This window comes from Wolbachia endosymbiont (group B) of Philonthus cognatus (assembly GCF_947179345.1).
GTDB lineage: Bacteria > Pseudomonadota > Alphaproteobacteria > Rickettsiales > Anaplasmataceae > Wolbachia.
Window position 1 is genome coordinate 347,702 of sequence record NZ_CAMXBG010000001.1, and the last position, 16,308, is coordinate 364,009.

Consider the following 16,308-nt stretch of genomic DNA (forward strand, 5'->3'; position numbering starts at 1 on the left):
TATCATCTCAAAACTCTCTCTTATTATCCCAGTGTGTGGCGCACAACTGTACTTTGCCTCCTGCTGTGGTGTCATCCCAATGTTTGACACTGGGATCCAGATTCTCCTTTTGGTTTGTGCTTTCATGGAAAATATAAAAATTATTTGCAGGCAAAGCCTGTTAGATCTCAGTGTCAAGCACTGGAAAAAGGGGAAAGTTTTTTCAAATCCTCATGTAAAGAAAAGTAAATGGGTATAATAAAGAAAAACTTCCTTAAGTTACTTCAATCTAAGCGCGTACATGCTCGTGTAAAAAGAAAAAATAAAAAGAACAACATTTTATGCTTTTGCTCTTTTACAGCACTGATTGTCTCAATTGGGTGTCCTATATGTATATTACTAAGTATATTAGTTAACTCTTACAGTGCTTTAACAGTAACGAAAATTTTATTGCCAGTTGAAATAAATGCTGATCTTATTTTAACTAATAATCCTGGTGATTTACGATATAAGTCCATTAGACTACTCAATAACTCTTTACATAAAGTGTTTGAAGGAATTGACTTTAAAGACAGTGACGAAATTTTAAGTCGTAACTCTTACAAGGAGCTAGAGAGGTTTTTTCTTAAGAGAGTAAAAAATAGTGGTGAATATGAGATTTGGTTTACCGCATCGAGTGTGATCAATTCACTATATAAAAATAAATGTTTGAATGATCATTATGCTAAATTACTTGATTGGTTAAAAGAGAAGGGAAGAGTAAGAAAATTTTTTAATAAGTCTCTGTTTCTTAAGTCTGATTCTTGTGAGCCTGAGAATGCAGGGATTTTAGGGGCATTTATCGGTTCATTAATGACAATTATAGTATGCTTAGCGTTGGCATTGCCAATAGGAATTATGTCAGGTATCTGTCTTTATGAATTTATGCCTAGAAATAGGCTAATAACCAGTATTGTAGAAATTAGCATGAATAACCTTGCTGCAGTGCCTTCGATAATATTTGGTGTGGTAGGACTGACTCTCTACTTGGGCATATTTGGTTTACCCCGTTCTTCACCGCTTGTTGGCGGGATGACTCTTTCATTTATGATGCTGCCTAATATTATTATTGCAACAAAAAATGCCTTTACAAACGTTCCTATTGCAATAAAAGATGCAGCGTTTGCGCTAGGTGCACCTCACATCAAGGTGATATTGGATCACTCTTTACCGATTGCGTTGCCACGGATAATACATGGTGCAGTGCTTGCAATTGCAAGGATTTTAGGCGAATCTTCCCCTTTACTTATGATAGGCATGGTAGCATTTATTGCTGATACACCTACATCCTTCTTCGATCCGGCAACTGTTTTACCTGTACAAATATACATATGGTCAAGTAGTCCTGAAATTGCATTTATTGAGCTTGCTGCCATTGCAATTATAGCTTTATTGTTAATGCTATTTGCTTTAAATTTAATAGCAAATTTTGTAAAAAGAAAGTTCGAGTTTTTTGATTCATGAAAATTACAATCCTATCTGGTTATGGCTTGAATTGCGAAAAAGAAACTGCATTTGCATTTATGGAATGCAGCAGAAAGCTTGGTATTAATAATATTGAAGTAAAAATCGTTCACATTAATGATATTATAGATAATCCAAGTGAACTGAAATTAAGCAATATACTTGCAATTCCAGGAGGTTTTTCCTATGGTGATGATACTGGTGCTGGTAATGCATTTGCTTTGCGTATAAAAAACAACTTGTTAGACGAATTTCAAAATTTCTTATCTCAGGATAAGCTTATTATAGGGATATGTAATGGTTGCCAGATATTAGTAAAATTAGTTCCAGAATTCTCTAATCTAGCTTTAACCTCTAATGATATAGGTAATTACCAATGTCGTTGGATTAGAGTAAGAGTTAATCCGCAGAGTAGTTCTGTTTGGCTACGGGGCCTGAGTGAGCTATATCTTCCTGTTGCTCATGGAGAAGGTAGGTTTTTTATGGATCAAGATATTTTAAATCAATTGATTGAAAATAATTCCGTTGCACTGCGTTACGTTGATGAAAATGGTGACTATGCAAATTTACAATTTCCTTACAATCCAAACGGATCTATATACGACCTGGCAGCTTTGTCAGACAAAAGTGGTAGAGTTTTAGCTTTAATGCCTCACCCAGAGAGAGGAATATTTTTTACTCAGCAGGACAACTGGCCTCTTGAAAAAGAAAAATGTAAACGTTCAGGAGTGGCTATGCCAAAATATGGTGATGGAATGCTCATATTTGAGAATGCACTAAAATATTTTGCGTAAGTATTACAATACGTTACATACAACAAGTTTTTAAGCCATAAAAAGTTACTTTCCTTGTTATGACAATAAATCCTTATTTTTGATCTGCAGAGTAGCTTTCTCTAACGTTAGGGATATAATTGTTCCACTTTCCAATTGCTTTTCTCAACAAGAGTATATCTAAATCTAGTGTGTCTCCTATATTCACCTTCTTGCCAAAATTCAATTACCTTTGGGATTACGCAAAATCCCACCCAAAAGTCAGGACGAGAAACTTGTGTATTGTGAAATTCTTTCTCTTTCAATTCTATAGCCTGCTCAAAATCTTGCCAATTTTTCAGAACTCTTGATTGTTTTGAGCACCACGCGCTAATTTGACTATCACGTGCTCGAGAAGAGAAATATTCGTCAGCCTTTTTGCCGCTTAGAAGCCTAACTTCTCCTTCAATTCGTACTTGTCTAGAAAATTCTGTCCAATGAAATACGAGTGCAGCTTTGGGGTTCTCAGTCAATTCTTTTCCTTTTCTACTGTTTACGTTAGTAAAGAACACAAAACCTTCTTTACTATATTCCTTTAGTAATACCACTCTTGCAGATGGAATGCAGTCTTTGCTACACGTTGCTAGCGTCATTGCAGTTGACTCTTTACACGGAAAATTAAGTACTTCTTGATACCACTTTGAGAACAAATCAAAAGGATCTTTTTCAGGTAAGAGTGTCATATGCAAAAATAAAATTTAATTCTGACATGCATTGCAAAAATAAGTGCTACGACCATTTTGTCGTATAAGTGTTATGATATTGTTGCAGATTCTGCAAGGTTTTTGCACTTTACCATATACGTAAAAGTTATTTTGAAAGTATCCAGCAGATCCAGATGGTTGTGCATAATCTTTCAGTGTTGAACCACCAGCAGCAATTGCATCACTCAGAGTATTTTTTATTTCGATAGCAAGTTTTTCGCACTCTATATATGTTAAATCTTGTGCTAGCCTAAGTGGTGATATGCGAGCTCTAAATAAGCTCTCAGAAGCATATATGTTACCTACGCCAACTATTAGCTTATTATTCATTAATACTGATTTGATATTTGCTTTTCTGTTCTTTAGCAACTTCTGTAAATAATGTCCGTCAAATTCATCTGTGAGGGGTTCTATTCCTAGGTTATTAAAAAAATTTAGTTCTTGCTCTCTGTTTAAAACAATCACTAATCCAAACCTTCTTGGGTCATTAAAGATTAGTGAAGTGTTGTCAGAAAATAAGAATATCACATGATCATGTTTGTTCTGTGCTTGATTGTCTTCAGCATATATAAGCTTTCCACTCATGCCAAGATGTATGATGACAGCCATACTACCATCTATATTCGAGATTATATATTTACCTCTACGCTTGATATCATTTATAACTTTGCCCTTTAGCAAATCATCAATATTTTTTGTTATTGGTACACGCAAATTCCAATTATTGACTGTAACATTGCTTATTTTCTTATTTTTGATTTTATCAAATAAGAAGTTAGAGATGACTTCCACTTCTGGGAGTTCTGGCATGATACCTCCTTCAAAACTTAAGTTTCTGATGGTAATTTTGTTGTTAAAGCTTCCTCAAATACGTTTGGGTATTCTGCGGCGCTTTCTCCTAAAAATTCCTCACCACAAACAAATTTTGGAAGGGGTCTGCTTTGTCTACTCTGTTGCTGTTTTTTTCTTTTTAGAATATTTTGCTTTAAAGCTTTTGCCAATCTTTTTCTCTCTTCTTCTTTTTCCTTATTTTTTTTCATGTTATTCATTATCATAATACGTGAACTTGCCGTTGTAGCTCAGGTGGTAGAGTACGTCATTGGTAATGACGAGGTCCCAAGTTCGAATCTTGGTAACGGCACACTGAATTATATTCATGTTATTGTAGACGTAAAGTAATTAATAAGGTTTAAGGTAGGAGCAATAAATGGTAGAAAATGTAGTTATAGATTTATCGCACTGGAAGCAGGATATAGATTTTAAGTTAGCGAAAGAAGATGGGATATTAGTCTTAAAAGACAGGAAAAACAACTTATTGGATAAGTATAGCCCTTCCCATAATACAAAGACAACTTTTGTATATCTTTGTTAGTAGTTAGTATCTTACTTATATACTCTCACTTGAAGTCTTTTTCACAATTACTGATGAGTATCTTTACTTAAAATCAACTACAAAGTTAAAAGAACAAGGTTATAGAGGTTTTCTATATTCTTATCAATAGCGCTGTTACTACAGTAATAACACTAAGAATAACTATAAGTTTCTTTGAATGATAGTTGAATTTTGATTGAAATTTTGAGGCTATAAAAACCGCAGGTACCAGTTGGTTTTTATTAGCTAAAGTAAACGTCAAATATCTGGAATTCTGGACATAAAATCCTCCTTTGAAAAAAAAGATTAGAAAAAAATGCAATGCACATACGACAGAAATTAAGTATGTGTGTATGCACCCACATACGCTGAAGAGGATACGCTACATTTTTTTATGAGTTTGATTGTTTAATAAAAAAAAGTCTGCAGACAAAGATAAATTTTTGAGCTCTAAAAGTATCTCTAATTGTAGTTATAATCAGATTTAAAATGTGCGGAAGTAATTTTTAGCTAAGGTAAGAATATATTGTAGAAAAAAGAACCCAAAAGTTAGCGTTATTGGTAATCCAACTTGGTGTAACGGCACTGTAGACCTTACAATAAAGACTGAGAGGAAAGTTACAAAGGAAGATTATCATGCTTCTTCCATATTCTTTCTACTTTCTTGTTTTTAAGTAGCTCTAATGCTTTGTGAAAGTGATGCCTTGTTTTACTTGGCACTATAATGTCATCAATGTATCCATGTGATGCAGCAAAAAATGGATTAGCAAATTTCTCTTTATATTCTTTGATTAACGTTTGCTGGTCTTTTTCATGCCTAAATATAATTTCAACTGCACTTTCAGGGCCCATTACAGCTATTTCAGCGGTTGGCCAAGCATAATTTATATCACCTTTTAAATGCTTTGAGTTCATAACAATATATGCACCACCATACGCTTTTCTAGTGATAAGGCTAATTTTCGGCACGGTCGCTTCAGCATAAGCGTAAAGCAGTTTCGCTCCGTGTTGTATTATATTATTGTATTCTTGATTTGTACCTGGCAGGAAACCTGGAACATCAATAAGTGTGATGATGGGAATGTTAAATGCGTCACAAAATCTTACAAACCTCGCAGCTTTTCTTGAAGAGTCAATATCCAAGCATCCTGCAAGGTGCATAGGTTGATTTGCAACAACACCAATAGTATTTCCTCCAATTCTGCCAAAGCCAATTATGATGTTACGGGCAAAATCGGGTTTTAGTTCAAAAAATTTCCTTTCATCACACACCTTTTCAATGAGTTCATACATATCATAAGGAGTATTAGGATTACTAGGAACTAGAGTGTTCAAAGATTCATCAACATCATCAATTAAGTCACAGATTGTTACAGGTTTTGGCAACTCTTGATTGTTTGCTGGCAAAAAGGTAAAGAATTTTCGCATTTCTAGTAGCATTTCAACTTCATTATTGAATGCAAAATCTGCTACTCCTGTTTTGCTTGTATGAATTTTTGCTCCACCGAGGTCTTCTAAGCTTACATCTTCATAGGTAACCTTTTTCACTACATCTGGTCCGGTTATAAACATGTATGAGCTATTTTTTACCATGAAAGTAAAGTCAGTTAGTGCTGGAGAGTAAACTGCACCGCCAGCACATGGGCCCATGATTAGAGAGATTTGTGGTATAACGCCTGATGCATTTACATTCCTTTGAAAAATTTCTCCGTAACCAGCAAGGGAATTTACTCCTTCTTGGATTCTGGCTCCACCAGAATCGTTTAGTCCGATAATTGGAATCCTGGCATTAATTGCCATATCCATAATTTTGCATATTTTTTTTGCATGTGATGCACCAAGTGATCCACCAAAGACAGTGAAATCCTGAGAATAAACAAAAACTTTTCTGCCATAAATAGTACCATGGCCAATTACAACTCCATCACCTAAAAAATCAGCATTTTGCATGCCAAAATCAGTTGCGTGATGCTTCACAAACTTATCATACTCTTGAAATGAATTTTCATCGAGCAATATACTCAGCCTTTCTCTAGCGGTTAGCTTTCCTTTTTCATGTTGCTTGTTAACTCTATCAGGACCTCCTCCTTTTTCGGCTTCTAATGTTTTGATCTTTAGAGTTTCTAGTATTTCAGAGTCTTGCATGTAGTAAAATAACTTTCAAATTGGTTGTAAACTTTATTGAGCTTACAAATCCTATTGATTATACACATACACCGTTGCTGCATGCAACGGTGTATGTGTACGATAATTAATGCGCTAGCAATTTCTATTTAATATTTTGAGAATGCTGAGACTCACTAACATTCTGTGCACTTGCACTTGTTACACCTGTTGATGGATTAATTGTTATAACTTCTCTTTCAATTCCTTGTAAGTTTGAAGCCAATGAGACCAATTTTGCTAGAGTCATGTCATTATATTTATCCATCTTCTTATTCTCATAATAGCCAATTTTATTTTTACAGCTTTGTTTTCCTCGAAGTCCTCAGGACTTATATTATCACTTAAATCAGTACAAAATACGTTACCATTTCCACTAATATTTAAAGCAATACTGCAATCTCTATCACCCACTTTCCAGTTAAATTTAATTATACAAGACTCATTTAGTATTTGATAAAGCCTTACACCATCATCACTTTGTGAAACACGCACCAACCTTTTATCTTCTGGAGATACCAATGTAAAAGCTCCAATTTTTGGATTACTATCCTTTAAGACTTTACCAGGAAATGAGTTATCAAATTTTAACTCACCTCTGCCTTCTTTTAACGATACCCATGCAGTAAATGATTTATCTTCTTTTCCTCTCAACCTCACATCTACAGAATCATTACCTGTATATTCAGCAATTCCTTTTCGAATTACACTCAGAAATTTCTTAGTTTCTTCATCATTGTCACTCAAAAAAAGCTCCTTATTTGCATGTGACCGGGATGGATCATTGAGATTCTCCAATGCTTTAGCTAAAGTTATATAGCTATATATACGTGTCCTGTTGTTATAAGGTGTCCCTAATTTATAAATTTGAGGAGTTAATTGAGCAACTTGATCGAAATTCATTATTAAAGTTTCATTTGCATTATGCATAGCGCCTCCAATTCTACATAATAAACTTAAGATAAAATATCCTAATTTTAGGATAGGTATATAATCTATCAAGTCAATAGTTAAAATGAAAAATTTTGATTATAATCTATTATGTACAAAACATGCTCTTAAACTATGCTGAAAATAGTCATAATAGGCCTTCCAAATGCAGGCAAGTCAACTCTATTTAATAGGCTAGTAAGAAGAAAAGCAGCGGTAGTTAGTGACATTCCAGGAGTAACGAGAGATAGGCGTGAAGGAATTGGAAGAATTAGTGATTTAGAGTTTAAAGTTATAGATACAGGAGGATGGAATGACCAAACTAGTTTTTCACTACAAGTTATTGAACAAATAGAGTTTTCTTTATTAAGCGCAGATGTAATTTTTTTTCTTGTTGATGCAAAAGTGCAAAACGAGCAGAACAAAGAGTTTGCAAAGTGGCTGAAGAGAAAAACGAACAAACCTGTAATACTAATAGCAAACAAATGCGAAAGTCATAAATCGGAAAACGTTGATTATTTGCAGTTCTTCAACTTCATAGGTCCGGTGTACATCTCAGCCGAACATAATCTTGGTATGATTGATCTTTATGATGCATTAGCTAGTGTTATTGAAGGTCTTAGCGAAGGCACTGAGCTGCCTGAAAGTGAGTCCTTTAGACTGAGGATTGCAATCATCGGTCGCCCAAACGTTGGAAAATCAACTTTTTTAAACAGTTTACTTGCAGAAAATAGACTAATAGTAAGCTCAGAACCCGGTACCACGCGTGACTCTGTGGATATTTCATACGACCATAATGGGAAATTAATCACTCTCATCGATACTGCGGGAATCCGCAGAAAGGCAAATGTTGTTGATAACTTAGAATCAAGATTTGTTGAAAAAAGTATAGAGTCAATAAAGCGCTCTCATGTAGTGATTTTAATGCTAGATTCCTTGCTTGGCGTTGAGCAGCAGGATTTATCAATTGCTGAAGCTGCAATTAAAGGGGGGAAGGGAATTATCATTGTTTTAAATAAGTGGGATTTAATAGGTAAGGATGACAGAAGTAAGTTAATAAAATTTGTCAAACAACAGGAAGTGACTCGGTTATTTTTGGAAGTGCCAACTGTAACAATTTCTGCATTGAAAGGTATGCGCTGTGGTGATGTGATAGATAAGTGTCTTGAAGTGAGTGAATCCTTAAACAAGAAGATCAGCACTGCAAAACTGAATAATTGGCTAATAGATGCTGTGGAAAAACATTCTCACCCACTTATAAAAGGTAGAGCAATTAAAATGAAGTATATTGCTCAAATTGGCACCAAACCTCCAGCTTTTTCTTTGGTATGCAACGTCCCGGAAAGTGTTGATGAGAGTTATAAACGTTATTTGACTAATGGTCTTAGAAAAAACTTCTTTGTTGAAGGTGTACCAGTCAGATTACTTTTGAAAAAGAACAAAAATCCCTATGTAAAGTAGGTAATCTTGCTTCCTTTTAATCTAGACAAAAACATAGAGCTTATAGACTTTAATGAGCTGGATTTAGGAGAGTATGAATTCAGCTTTCACTTACAAACAGATAAGAAAACAGAACTATCTAAATGTCCTTTATACACTGTATCTCAATATTTCAAAGATCTATACTCTATTCCAGAAAGTAAAATTTTGGTGTTGAGATAGACAGCATGCGTATATTTATGTTGTTGATATTGAAATCTCCTATGATCTATTTTGATTTTGATATCTCACCTAAAGAAGACAAAAAACTTGGTGAGATTCAGGCTAGCCAGGGCTTTTTGGTTGCTGAAAATGACAGAAAAGGTTATGACTATGATGGTATAGCAAGTATTGAAAATGCTATCATTGCTCTAAGCGATGCTGGTAGAGTAAAAATTATGGAAATTTACAATGAAGTAAAGAATAAGTTTCAAAAAGATTATCCTTTGTTTAAGTTATCAGAACATGAGATTTACAAAATTATGGAAGAGATAGTATATTTCACTCTTTCTAATGACGTTCTTCTTCTTATATCTAGTTATCAAGATTCTAACAAACGTTACAATAGACGTTTGGAAGAAGCAAGATTGCTTATGCAAGAAACATTTGGGTTTAAAACCAATGGAGGAGAAGTTGATATTCAATATGACAATAGCTGGACGAAAAACAAGGATGAATTGTATACCAAAGAAGAAATTGCAAAAATAGATAGTGATACTAGAGTTGCAACTGATATGAAAGGGCTGATTACTGAACCAATATACAACGGCGAGCATATGTATAGAGGTGTAAAAGTAGTAACATAGTACTTAGTGTTCTATCGTTACATGAAACGTTGTCAAACAAGAGTTGACTCTTCACAGATATTGTAGTAATTCATTAACTATGTCAGATGTAAATAACAGTTCTATAATTTTTCTCTTATCAAGCGCTGTCGCTTTAATTTTTGCATATGTGCTAGAGTATTTTTTCAATATGATACCGTGTAAGTTATGTATATACGAGCGAGTAGTTTACTATGTTACAGGGCTACTTGCAGTTGCGTATATGTTCAAAGACAACAAAATCCTAATCTATGCGATGTTTTGCAGCTATCTCATTGGTGCAATAATATCTTTTTATCATGTAGGTCTTGAACTCCACTTATTTCATGATGTTTTAGGCTGTACAGAGCAAGCAAGTGGTAACGTTAGCATAGAAGAGCTAAGAAATAATCTATTAAACCCTAACTACTCTCCGTCTTGTGACAGACCTCATTATATTTTTGGTGTTTCGTTAGCAACATGGAATCTTATTTATCTTATAGTAGCTCTATTCTTATCAGGTAAAATGTATTGTGGAGAAAGAAATAAGGTACAACAGTAACTGGTATAGACGCTGTACTTGTTCGTTACTTGGTGCTGTCCGTAATTTAAAAATTTGGCAAGTCACACCCACTGATTCTTGCACAGCTGTACGAACATTATGGTTCAGCATGCCAGTGCCCTCTTTCTTGTCATCCGAGTAGCTGAAACTGGAAGTGCAGCTATCATCCAAATAACCTTTCATTGTTATGAAAGCAGCCTATTTCTTGTCATTCCAGTGCCCAGATACTGGGATCCAGAACAGGTAATAAGAAGTGCTGGAATGACATCCTGAAATTTTAGCTACAAATATTAAGAAATTTACCAAATAGAAAAAAGGCAAAAGAATCCCCCAGTAGTGAGTTTTAATAATGTAAATTGATAATGTGCTAACAAGCGTGTTTTGGCTGAAGTAGAAAAAATTTAAAAAACATGCAGCCGCTATAATTTTATGTAATTTGCCAATAAATATCTGAGTTTTTTACTGAATTTTGTTGTTAAATCTGCAGAGATTAAAAACAAGGATAAATACTCTTATTGATATAAGAAGAAAAGTGGGAAGGTTTGTCAAGCCGCTTCTATGCACCTGAGCATTGATCATACGGGTTCCATCTGTTATATATAGTCTTTTGCATACGAAGAAAACTGATGAATGAGTATGATATTACAGTTATAGGCAGCGGTCCTGGTGGTTATATAGCAGCAATTAGAGCGGCGCAGCTTGGACTTAAAACTGCAATTGTTGAAAAGGAGGAAAATTTGGGTGGTATATGCTTAAATTGGGGATGTATACCAACAAAATCGCTACTTAGAGCATCTGAAATTTATAGATTAATAAGAAGATCAGAAGAATTTGGCATAAAAGTAAAGGATGCAAGTTTTGATATACAATCAATGGTGAAATATTCAAGGAACGTTGTTGGCAAGCTATCAAGTGGTGTTGAGTATTTGATGAAAAAAAATAACATCAAAGTCCATCAAGGCTTCGGTAAACTTGCAGGTAATCGTACTATAAAAATTCTTAATGACAAAAAGGAGGAGGAAATTTCTTCCAAGCATATCATTTTAGCAACAGGTGTAAGGGCAAGAAATCTTCCTGGAATCGAAGTAGATGGAGATTTAATATGGAATGCGCAGCACGCTATGACTCCAAAGAAGTTACCAAAATCTCTACTAATCATAGGTTCTGGTGCGATAGGAATAGAGTTTGCAAGTTTTTATAGTACTTTGGGAGTTGATGTAACAATTATAGAAGTAAAAGACACTATTTTGCCGCTGGAAGATAAAGATATTTCAAATTTAGTACAAGAGATATTTACAAAACAAGGAATAAAAATATATACGAGCAATAGTGTAAAAACTTTCACTAAAAATAAAGACTCTGTTCAAGTGCAGCTAAGTAGTGGTGATAATAAAGAATTCGATAGAGTAATTGTTGCAGTTGGCGTTCAAGCAAACACTGAAAATATAGGTTTAGAAAATACAAAAATTAAGTTGAGTCCTTCTGGTTTCATTGAAACGAATGAGTGGTATGAAACAAGTGAATCAAGTGTGTATGCAATAGGTGATGTAGCTGGTCCCCCATGTTTAGCGCATAAAGCAAGTCATGAAGCTGTAATCTGTGTTGAGAAAATTGCCGGTAAAAATGCTCATAAGTTAAAAAAAGAGTGCATACCAAATTGCACTTACTCTCATCCGCAAGTAGCAAGCGTTGGCCTTACTGAGGAACAGGCAATAAAAAGTGGATACGATATAAAAGTAGGAAAATTTCACTCCAACTTTAATGGTAAATCTATTGCACTAAGTGAAACTGAAGGTTTAGTGAAAACAATTATAGACAAAAAAACAGGCGAACTTCTGGGTAGCCACATGATAGGAGCGGAAGTAACAGAGTTAATTAGCAATTTCGCTCTTGCAAAGCAACTAGAGGGAACAGACTGCGACATAAAATCTACGATTTTTCCTCATCCAACTATTTCGGAAATTATACACGAATCAGTACTTGCTGCAGATGATGAATCGTTAAATAGTTAAGCTAACGATCCATTGTTTTAGAGCTACAATTATCCTGATTAGGCGATTCAATTCTAATAGATTGATTACCAATATCAGATTTTTCTAACTTTTCTTTTAACCCTTCAGCTGCTTCTTTCACTTCAAGCTTTTTTTCCTGATTAAGATCCTCTGGGCTTTTTCTTTTACTGTCTAAACCTTGTTGTCTATCAATATTTTTATTGAGTTGTTCTTGCTGAGGTAGATCAACAACTGAGTTAAAAAGAGCTTTTATTATGTTTTTTAATAAACCTCCGCTTCTGCTTTGCTCTTGAGGCTTATTTTTTACGTTAGATTCTTTTTTACTGTCACTACTTTTAGGCATTTTTAACTCAACTATCATAAAGCTTGATAAAATTTTACATGCAAAGTATTAAAAAATAATTAACAATATATTATCAAATTACTACTTACAGATGACTATTATTCTAGCAACAGGCGGTACAGGTGGACACATTTTTCCAGCTATAACCTTAGCAAGGGCACTAAAGGTACAAGGATACAATTGTATATTATTTACGGATCAAAAAACCATCAATGTAGAAAGTTATATTTTACCATTGTGCAAGCCAAGCGGCAACAAATTGAAATTTCTCTTTTTGTTAATGTATAGTTGTGCACTAGCAATATATAGAATCAGGAAATTAAAACCAAGGCTAATCATTGGTTTTGGTAGCTACGCTTCTTTTCCAACTCTTTTTGCAGCAAAGATTTTTTCTATACCTATAATTTTACATGAACAAAATATAGTTTTAGGGAGAGTAAATAGATTCTTTTTCAAGAGTGCAAAATTAATTGCAACTAGCTTTCCAGAGACTAAGTATGCAGAAGGTAGTAAATGCGTTTTTACAGGAAATTTTGTCGATATAGAAGCACAAGGCTATTCTAGAGCTGAAACAGTTTTAAACGTGTTAATAATAGCAGGCAGTCAGGGTGCAAATTTTTTTGATGATGTAGTGAGCAGCGTAATTTGTGATCTACCTGTTGAAGTAAAAGAGAGGATTAGAGTAACGCAGCAATGTACGAAGAAAAATATAAACAAGGTCAAGAGTCTATACAAAAGTGAAGGAATTGATTGTGAGTTAAGAGAGTTTTTCGATGATATGGAAAATAAACTGGCCAATGCTCATTTGGTAATTAGCAGAGCGGGGGCAACTTCAATAGCAGAGATTACTCTTGCTGAGCGTCCTGCTGTATATATTCCTTATCCTCACTCAAAAGATAACCATCAATTTTATAATGCAAAACATATTGAAGATTCGGGAGCAGCTGTAATAGTTGAGCAAAATAGTAACGCGAAAAAGAATCTAGGAGAGTTGCTAGTTGATTTATTGCAAAATTGTCAAAAATTGCGTGATATGGCTAATAATACTAAGAAAACAAGAATAAGGAATGGAGTTACTGAATTTATTAAGGCAATAGCTCAAGAACTTAGTTGACGAATTGCTTTTTCTTCAAATGCATTCCATAGTTCTTTTTCTAGTGATTTACTATACAACTTATTGATATAAACTACTCCCGTAGGTGAGGTAGTATTAATTTCGAGCAGGAAGTCATCTATAATATCAATGCCAACAAATATTAGCCCTCTTTTCTTTAGCTCAGGACCAATTTTATTACATATTTCAGTGTCTCTATCATTCATTTCAATAGATTCAAAACTTGCTCCAAGCCGCATATTTGTTCTGATTTCTCCGCTAGACTTTGGAACTCGCTTCATTACTCCTATTGGCTTTCCATCCAGTAGCAGTATTCTTTTATCTGTATTTATCTTTTTACAAAATGCTTGTGCAATTACAGGACATTCATATTTTGCAATCATGAGATCGACTACCACTTGAATGCTATTTTGGTCTTGTATTCTTATTACGTCATTTCCTCCATAGCTATATAGTGGTTTCAAGATGATATCCTGATAGTCGTGACAAAAATTTCTAATCATCGATATATTTTCAGTGATCAAAGTTGGAGGAATTAGCTCTGGAAATAGTGAAGTAATTAATTTTTCAGGACAGTTTCTTATTTCTGTTGGATTATTTATTACTAACGCAGTAGTCTTTTCTAAGATATAGGTTGTTGTAATGTACCGCATATCAAATGGTGGATTCTGTCTGATAAATATGATATCCATTTCATTTAGGTTGATTACTACATCCTCTTTTGAAATGAAGCTACAATCATCAACGCTGACTTTCTGAGCAAGGGCAATTGGCTGATTTAACTTGAGTGCTAAATTATTAGGTACATAAACAAAAATTTCGTACTTTTTCCTCTGCGCTTCTTTTATTAATGCAAATGTAGTATCAGTTTCAAAATTTATATTTTCATCCATTTGAAAAGCTACTTTCATTTATCCTCCCTTCCTATTACAATATACTATAGTACCATAAAAGTGTTAATAATGGAGCAAAGTATGGAATTAACAGTAGGAAATAATGCACCTGATTTTAGTTTGCCAACAGATTCTGGCGAAATTTTATCGCTGAGTGAATTTTTTGATAAAAAAAATGTAGTCCTTTATTTTTATCCTAAAGACGATACTCCGGGCTGTACAATGGAGGCAAAAGGCTTTAGAGACAAAATAGAAAATTTCTCTTCTCTTGACACAGTGATAATTGGTGTATCAAAAGATAGCGTTAAGTGCCACGCTAACTTCAAAGCAAAATATTCTTTGCCATTTTCTTTGGTTTCTGATGAAAATGCTGAAATGTTGGAAAAATATGGTGTTTGGGTAGAAAAAAGCATGTTTGGCAAAAAGTATATGGGAATAGAGCGCACTACTTTTTTAATAGATAAAAAAGGTAAAGTAGTGAAGATCTGGAAAAACGTAAAAGTTAGTGGACATGTTGATGAGGTTCTAGAAGAAGTAAGGAGAATATAAATTAAAGAATGACTACCCATTGCTATATAAAAAAACTGAAATTATATAACTTTCGTAGTCATTCAAACTTTGAACTGGATTTAGATGATAGACCAGTTGTAGTAACTGGCAAAAATGGTATTGGAAAAACTAATATACTTGAAGCAATCTCATTGCTTGCTAAAAGCAACGGAATGAAAAAAGCAAAAATCAATGAGATGCAAAATAGGCGCAGTAATGAAAGTTGGGTAGTGTATTATGATTTTTTCAATGGAGCAGAGCTTAACTCAATTGGTATAGGAAAGAATCTTAATAAGAAATTAATACAAATTGATGGGAAAACGCAGTCAAGCTACTCATCTTTGTATAGAATATCTAATGTAATATGGCTAATTCCACAAATGGACTATATTCTTCTTAATTCTCCAAGCGACAGGTTAAAATTTTTAGACCGTATAGTTTCACTATTTGAAGAAAATTACACCTATTGCTACATGAAATATAGAAAAGCTAAGCATGAGCGAAGTAAATTGCTTAGAGAGAATATTTTGGACGAAAGTTGGCTCTCTAGTCTTGAAAACGTCATGGCTACCAATGCAATTGATATTTTACGTATGCGATCATCTGTTTTAAAGATATTACAAGACACAATTGATAACCATTCCTGTAAGCTTTTTCCGAAGGCAAGTTTGAAATTCAGCAGCCAGCTAACTTTGGACGATACTGCAGAATATTTTCAGAATCGTCTAAAGGAAAACAGAGAAAAAGACTCATTAACTGGTAGAGTAACCTTTTCTGTACATAATGATAATTTTTGGGTTTTTTGCCAAAAAGGGGACATGCCAATAAATCTTTGTTCTACTGGAGAGCAAAAGCTATTACTGCTTTCTATCATCTTATCTAGTGTAAAAGCAAGGTGTATTCATTACAATAAAGCACCTCTTCTTCTGCTTGACGATATAATGTCGCATCTGGATAAAGATTACAGAAAGGTGTTAATGGAGGAGGTGTTAAGTATTCAATGTCAAACTTGGATAACCGATGTAAATCAAGATAATTTCAATAACTATCTTTGCTCTTTCAAGTTTTTTGAATTATCAAGTAAATAAAT

The 16,308-nt window shown here is 34.1% G+C and carries 18 protein-coding genes and 1 tRNA gene; 11 read left to right on the forward strand and 8 right to left on the reverse strand.

Annotated features, from left to right (window positions below):
• Window positions 1-228: 228 nt before the first annotated feature.
• Entirely contained in the window at window positions 229-1,482 is a 1,254-nt protein-coding gene (locus ONG78_RS01655) for a PstA family ABC transporter permease (RefSeq protein WP_264375215.1), read from the forward strand.
• A complete protein-coding gene (locus ONG78_RS01660; protein ID WP_064085770.1) occupies window positions 1,479-2,276 on the forward strand; it encodes a phosphoribosylformylglycinamidine synthase subunit PurQ in 798 nt (265 codons plus the stop codon). The genes ONG78_RS01655 and ONG78_RS01660 overlap by 4 nt, the downstream gene beginning before the upstream one ends.
• Before the next feature lie 107 nt (window positions 2,277-2,383).
• Here ONG78_RS01660 and pdxH read toward each other — a convergent pair whose 3' ends face one another.
• Genes pdxH through ONG78_RS01675 form a run of 3 tightly spaced genes read right to left on the reverse strand, consistent with a single transcriptional unit; the run spans window position 2,384 to window position 4,047 of the window.
• Complete coding sequence (gene pdxH, locus ONG78_RS01665) at window positions 2,384-2,977, reverse strand: pyridoxamine 5'-phosphate oxidase (protein WP_006014087.1); 594 nt, start codon at window positions 2,975-2,977, stop codon at window positions 2,384-2,386.
• A gap of 15 nt (window positions 2,978-2,992) precedes the next feature.
• Window positions 2,993-3,808: a bifunctional DNA-formamidopyrimidine glycosylase/DNA-(apurinic or apyrimidinic site) lyase gene (gene mutM / locus ONG78_RS01670; RefSeq protein WP_264377530.1), complete on the reverse strand. Its 816-nt coding sequence runs from the start codon at window positions 3,806-3,808 to the stop codon at window positions 2,993-2,995.
• 17 nt (window positions 3,809-3,825) lie between these two features.
• Complete coding sequence (locus tag ONG78_RS01675; RefSeq protein WP_230609012.1) at window positions 3,826-4,047, reverse strand: hypothetical protein; 222 nt, start codon at window positions 4,045-4,047, stop codon at window positions 3,826-3,828.
• Window positions 4,048-4,066: 19 nt separating this feature from the next.
• On the opposite strand from ONG78_RS01675, the gene ONG78_RS01680 reads away from it, so the two are divergent.
• Both ONG78_RS01680 and ONG78_RS01685 read left to right on the forward strand, forming a co-directional pair.
• A tRNA-Thr gene (locus ONG78_RS01680) sits at window positions 4,067-4,139 on the forward strand.
• A 66-nt stretch (window positions 4,140-4,205) separates the two neighbouring features.
• On the forward strand, window positions 4,206-4,370 hold the full coding sequence (locus tag ONG78_RS01685; RefSeq protein WP_241653867.1) for a hypothetical protein: 165 nt from the start codon (window positions 4,206-4,208) through the stop codon (window positions 4,368-4,370).
• Between the two features lie 618 nt (window positions 4,371-4,988).
• On the opposite strand, the gene ONG78_RS01690 is transcribed toward ONG78_RS01685, so the two are convergent.
• From ONG78_RS01690 to ONG78_RS01700, 3 genes are all read right to left on the reverse strand, one after another.
• Window positions 4,989-6,515, reverse strand: a complete 1,527-nt coding sequence (locus ONG78_RS01690; RefSeq protein WP_264377531.1) for an acyl-CoA carboxylase subunit beta — start codon at window positions 6,513-6,515, stop codon at window positions 4,989-4,991.
• 124 nt (window positions 6,516-6,639) lie between these two features.
• The gene (locus tag ONG78_RS01695) at window positions 6,640-6,801 is read right to left on the reverse strand and encodes a hypothetical protein (protein ID WP_007302286.1); all 162 of its coding nucleotides are present in this window, start codon (window positions 6,799-6,801) and stop codon (window positions 6,640-6,642) included.
• A complete protein-coding gene (locus ONG78_RS01700) occupies window positions 6,780-7,463 on the reverse strand; it encodes a hypothetical protein (protein WP_264377532.1) in 684 nt (227 codons plus the stop codon). The genes ONG78_RS01695 and ONG78_RS01700 overlap by 22 nt, the downstream gene beginning before the upstream one ends.
• 135 nt (window positions 7,464-7,598) lie before the next feature.
• Between ONG78_RS01700 and der the strand changes: the two genes are divergently transcribed.
• The 4 genes from der to lpdA all read left to right on the forward strand — a co-directional run bounded on the left by der (window position 7,599) and on the right by lpdA (window position 12,319).
• Window positions 7,599-8,924 (forward strand): ribosome biogenesis GTPase Der, encoded by a 1,326-nt coding sequence (gene der / locus ONG78_RS01705; protein WP_264375208.1) that lies wholly within the window; start codon window positions 7,599-7,601, stop codon window positions 8,922-8,924.
• Between the two features lie 242 nt (window positions 8,925-9,166).
• Complete coding sequence (locus ONG78_RS01710) at window positions 9,167-9,748, forward strand: hypothetical protein (protein ID WP_264377533.1); 582 nt, start codon at window positions 9,167-9,169, stop codon at window positions 9,746-9,748.
• A gap of 79 nt (window positions 9,749-9,827) precedes the next feature.
• Window positions 9,828-10,307: a disulfide bond formation protein B gene (locus ONG78_RS01715; RefSeq protein ID WP_064085878.1), complete on the forward strand. Its 480-nt coding sequence runs from the start codon at window positions 9,828-9,830 to the stop codon at window positions 10,305-10,307.
• A 626-nt stretch (window positions 10,308-10,933) separates the two neighbouring features.
• A complete protein-coding gene (lpdA, locus tag ONG78_RS01720) occupies window positions 10,934-12,319 on the forward strand; it encodes a dihydrolipoyl dehydrogenase (RefSeq protein ID WP_264377534.1) in 1,386 nt (461 codons plus the stop codon).
• A 1-nt stretch (window position 12,320) separates the two neighbouring features.
• On the opposite strand, the gene ONG78_RS01725 is transcribed toward lpdA, so the two are convergent.
• Window positions 12,321-12,680, reverse strand: a complete 360-nt coding sequence (locus ONG78_RS01725) for a hypothetical protein (protein ID WP_214303140.1) — start codon at window positions 12,678-12,680, stop codon at window positions 12,321-12,323.
• A 73-nt stretch (window positions 12,681-12,753) separates the two neighbouring features.
• Between ONG78_RS01725 and murG the strand changes: the two genes are divergently transcribed.
• Entirely contained in the window at window positions 12,754-13,776 is a 1,023-nt protein-coding gene (gene murG / locus ONG78_RS01730) for an undecaprenyldiphospho-muramoylpentapeptide beta-N-acetylglucosaminyltransferase (protein WP_264377535.1), read from the forward strand.
• Here murG and gshB read toward each other — a convergent pair.
• Window positions 13,761-14,687, reverse strand: coding sequence for a glutathione synthase (gene gshB / locus ONG78_RS01735; RefSeq protein ID WP_264377536.1), 927 nt, complete (start codon window positions 14,685-14,687; stop codon window positions 13,761-13,763). The genes murG and gshB overlap by 16 nt on opposite strands.
• A 63-nt stretch (window positions 14,688-14,750) precedes the next feature.
• Here gshB and bcp point away from each other — a divergent pair, with 63 nt between their 5' ends.
• Window positions 14,751-15,218: a thioredoxin-dependent thiol peroxidase gene (bcp, locus tag ONG78_RS01740; protein WP_010403789.1), complete on the forward strand. Its 468-nt coding sequence runs from the start codon at window positions 14,751-14,753 to the stop codon at window positions 15,216-15,218.
• Window positions 15,219-15,226: 8 nt separating this feature from the next.
• On the forward strand, window positions 15,227-16,306 hold the full coding sequence (gene recF, locus ONG78_RS01745) for a DNA replication/repair protein RecF (RefSeq protein WP_264336463.1): 1,080 nt from the start codon (window positions 15,227-15,229) through the stop codon (window positions 16,304-16,306).
• Window positions 16,307-16,308: the final 2 nt, after the last annotated feature.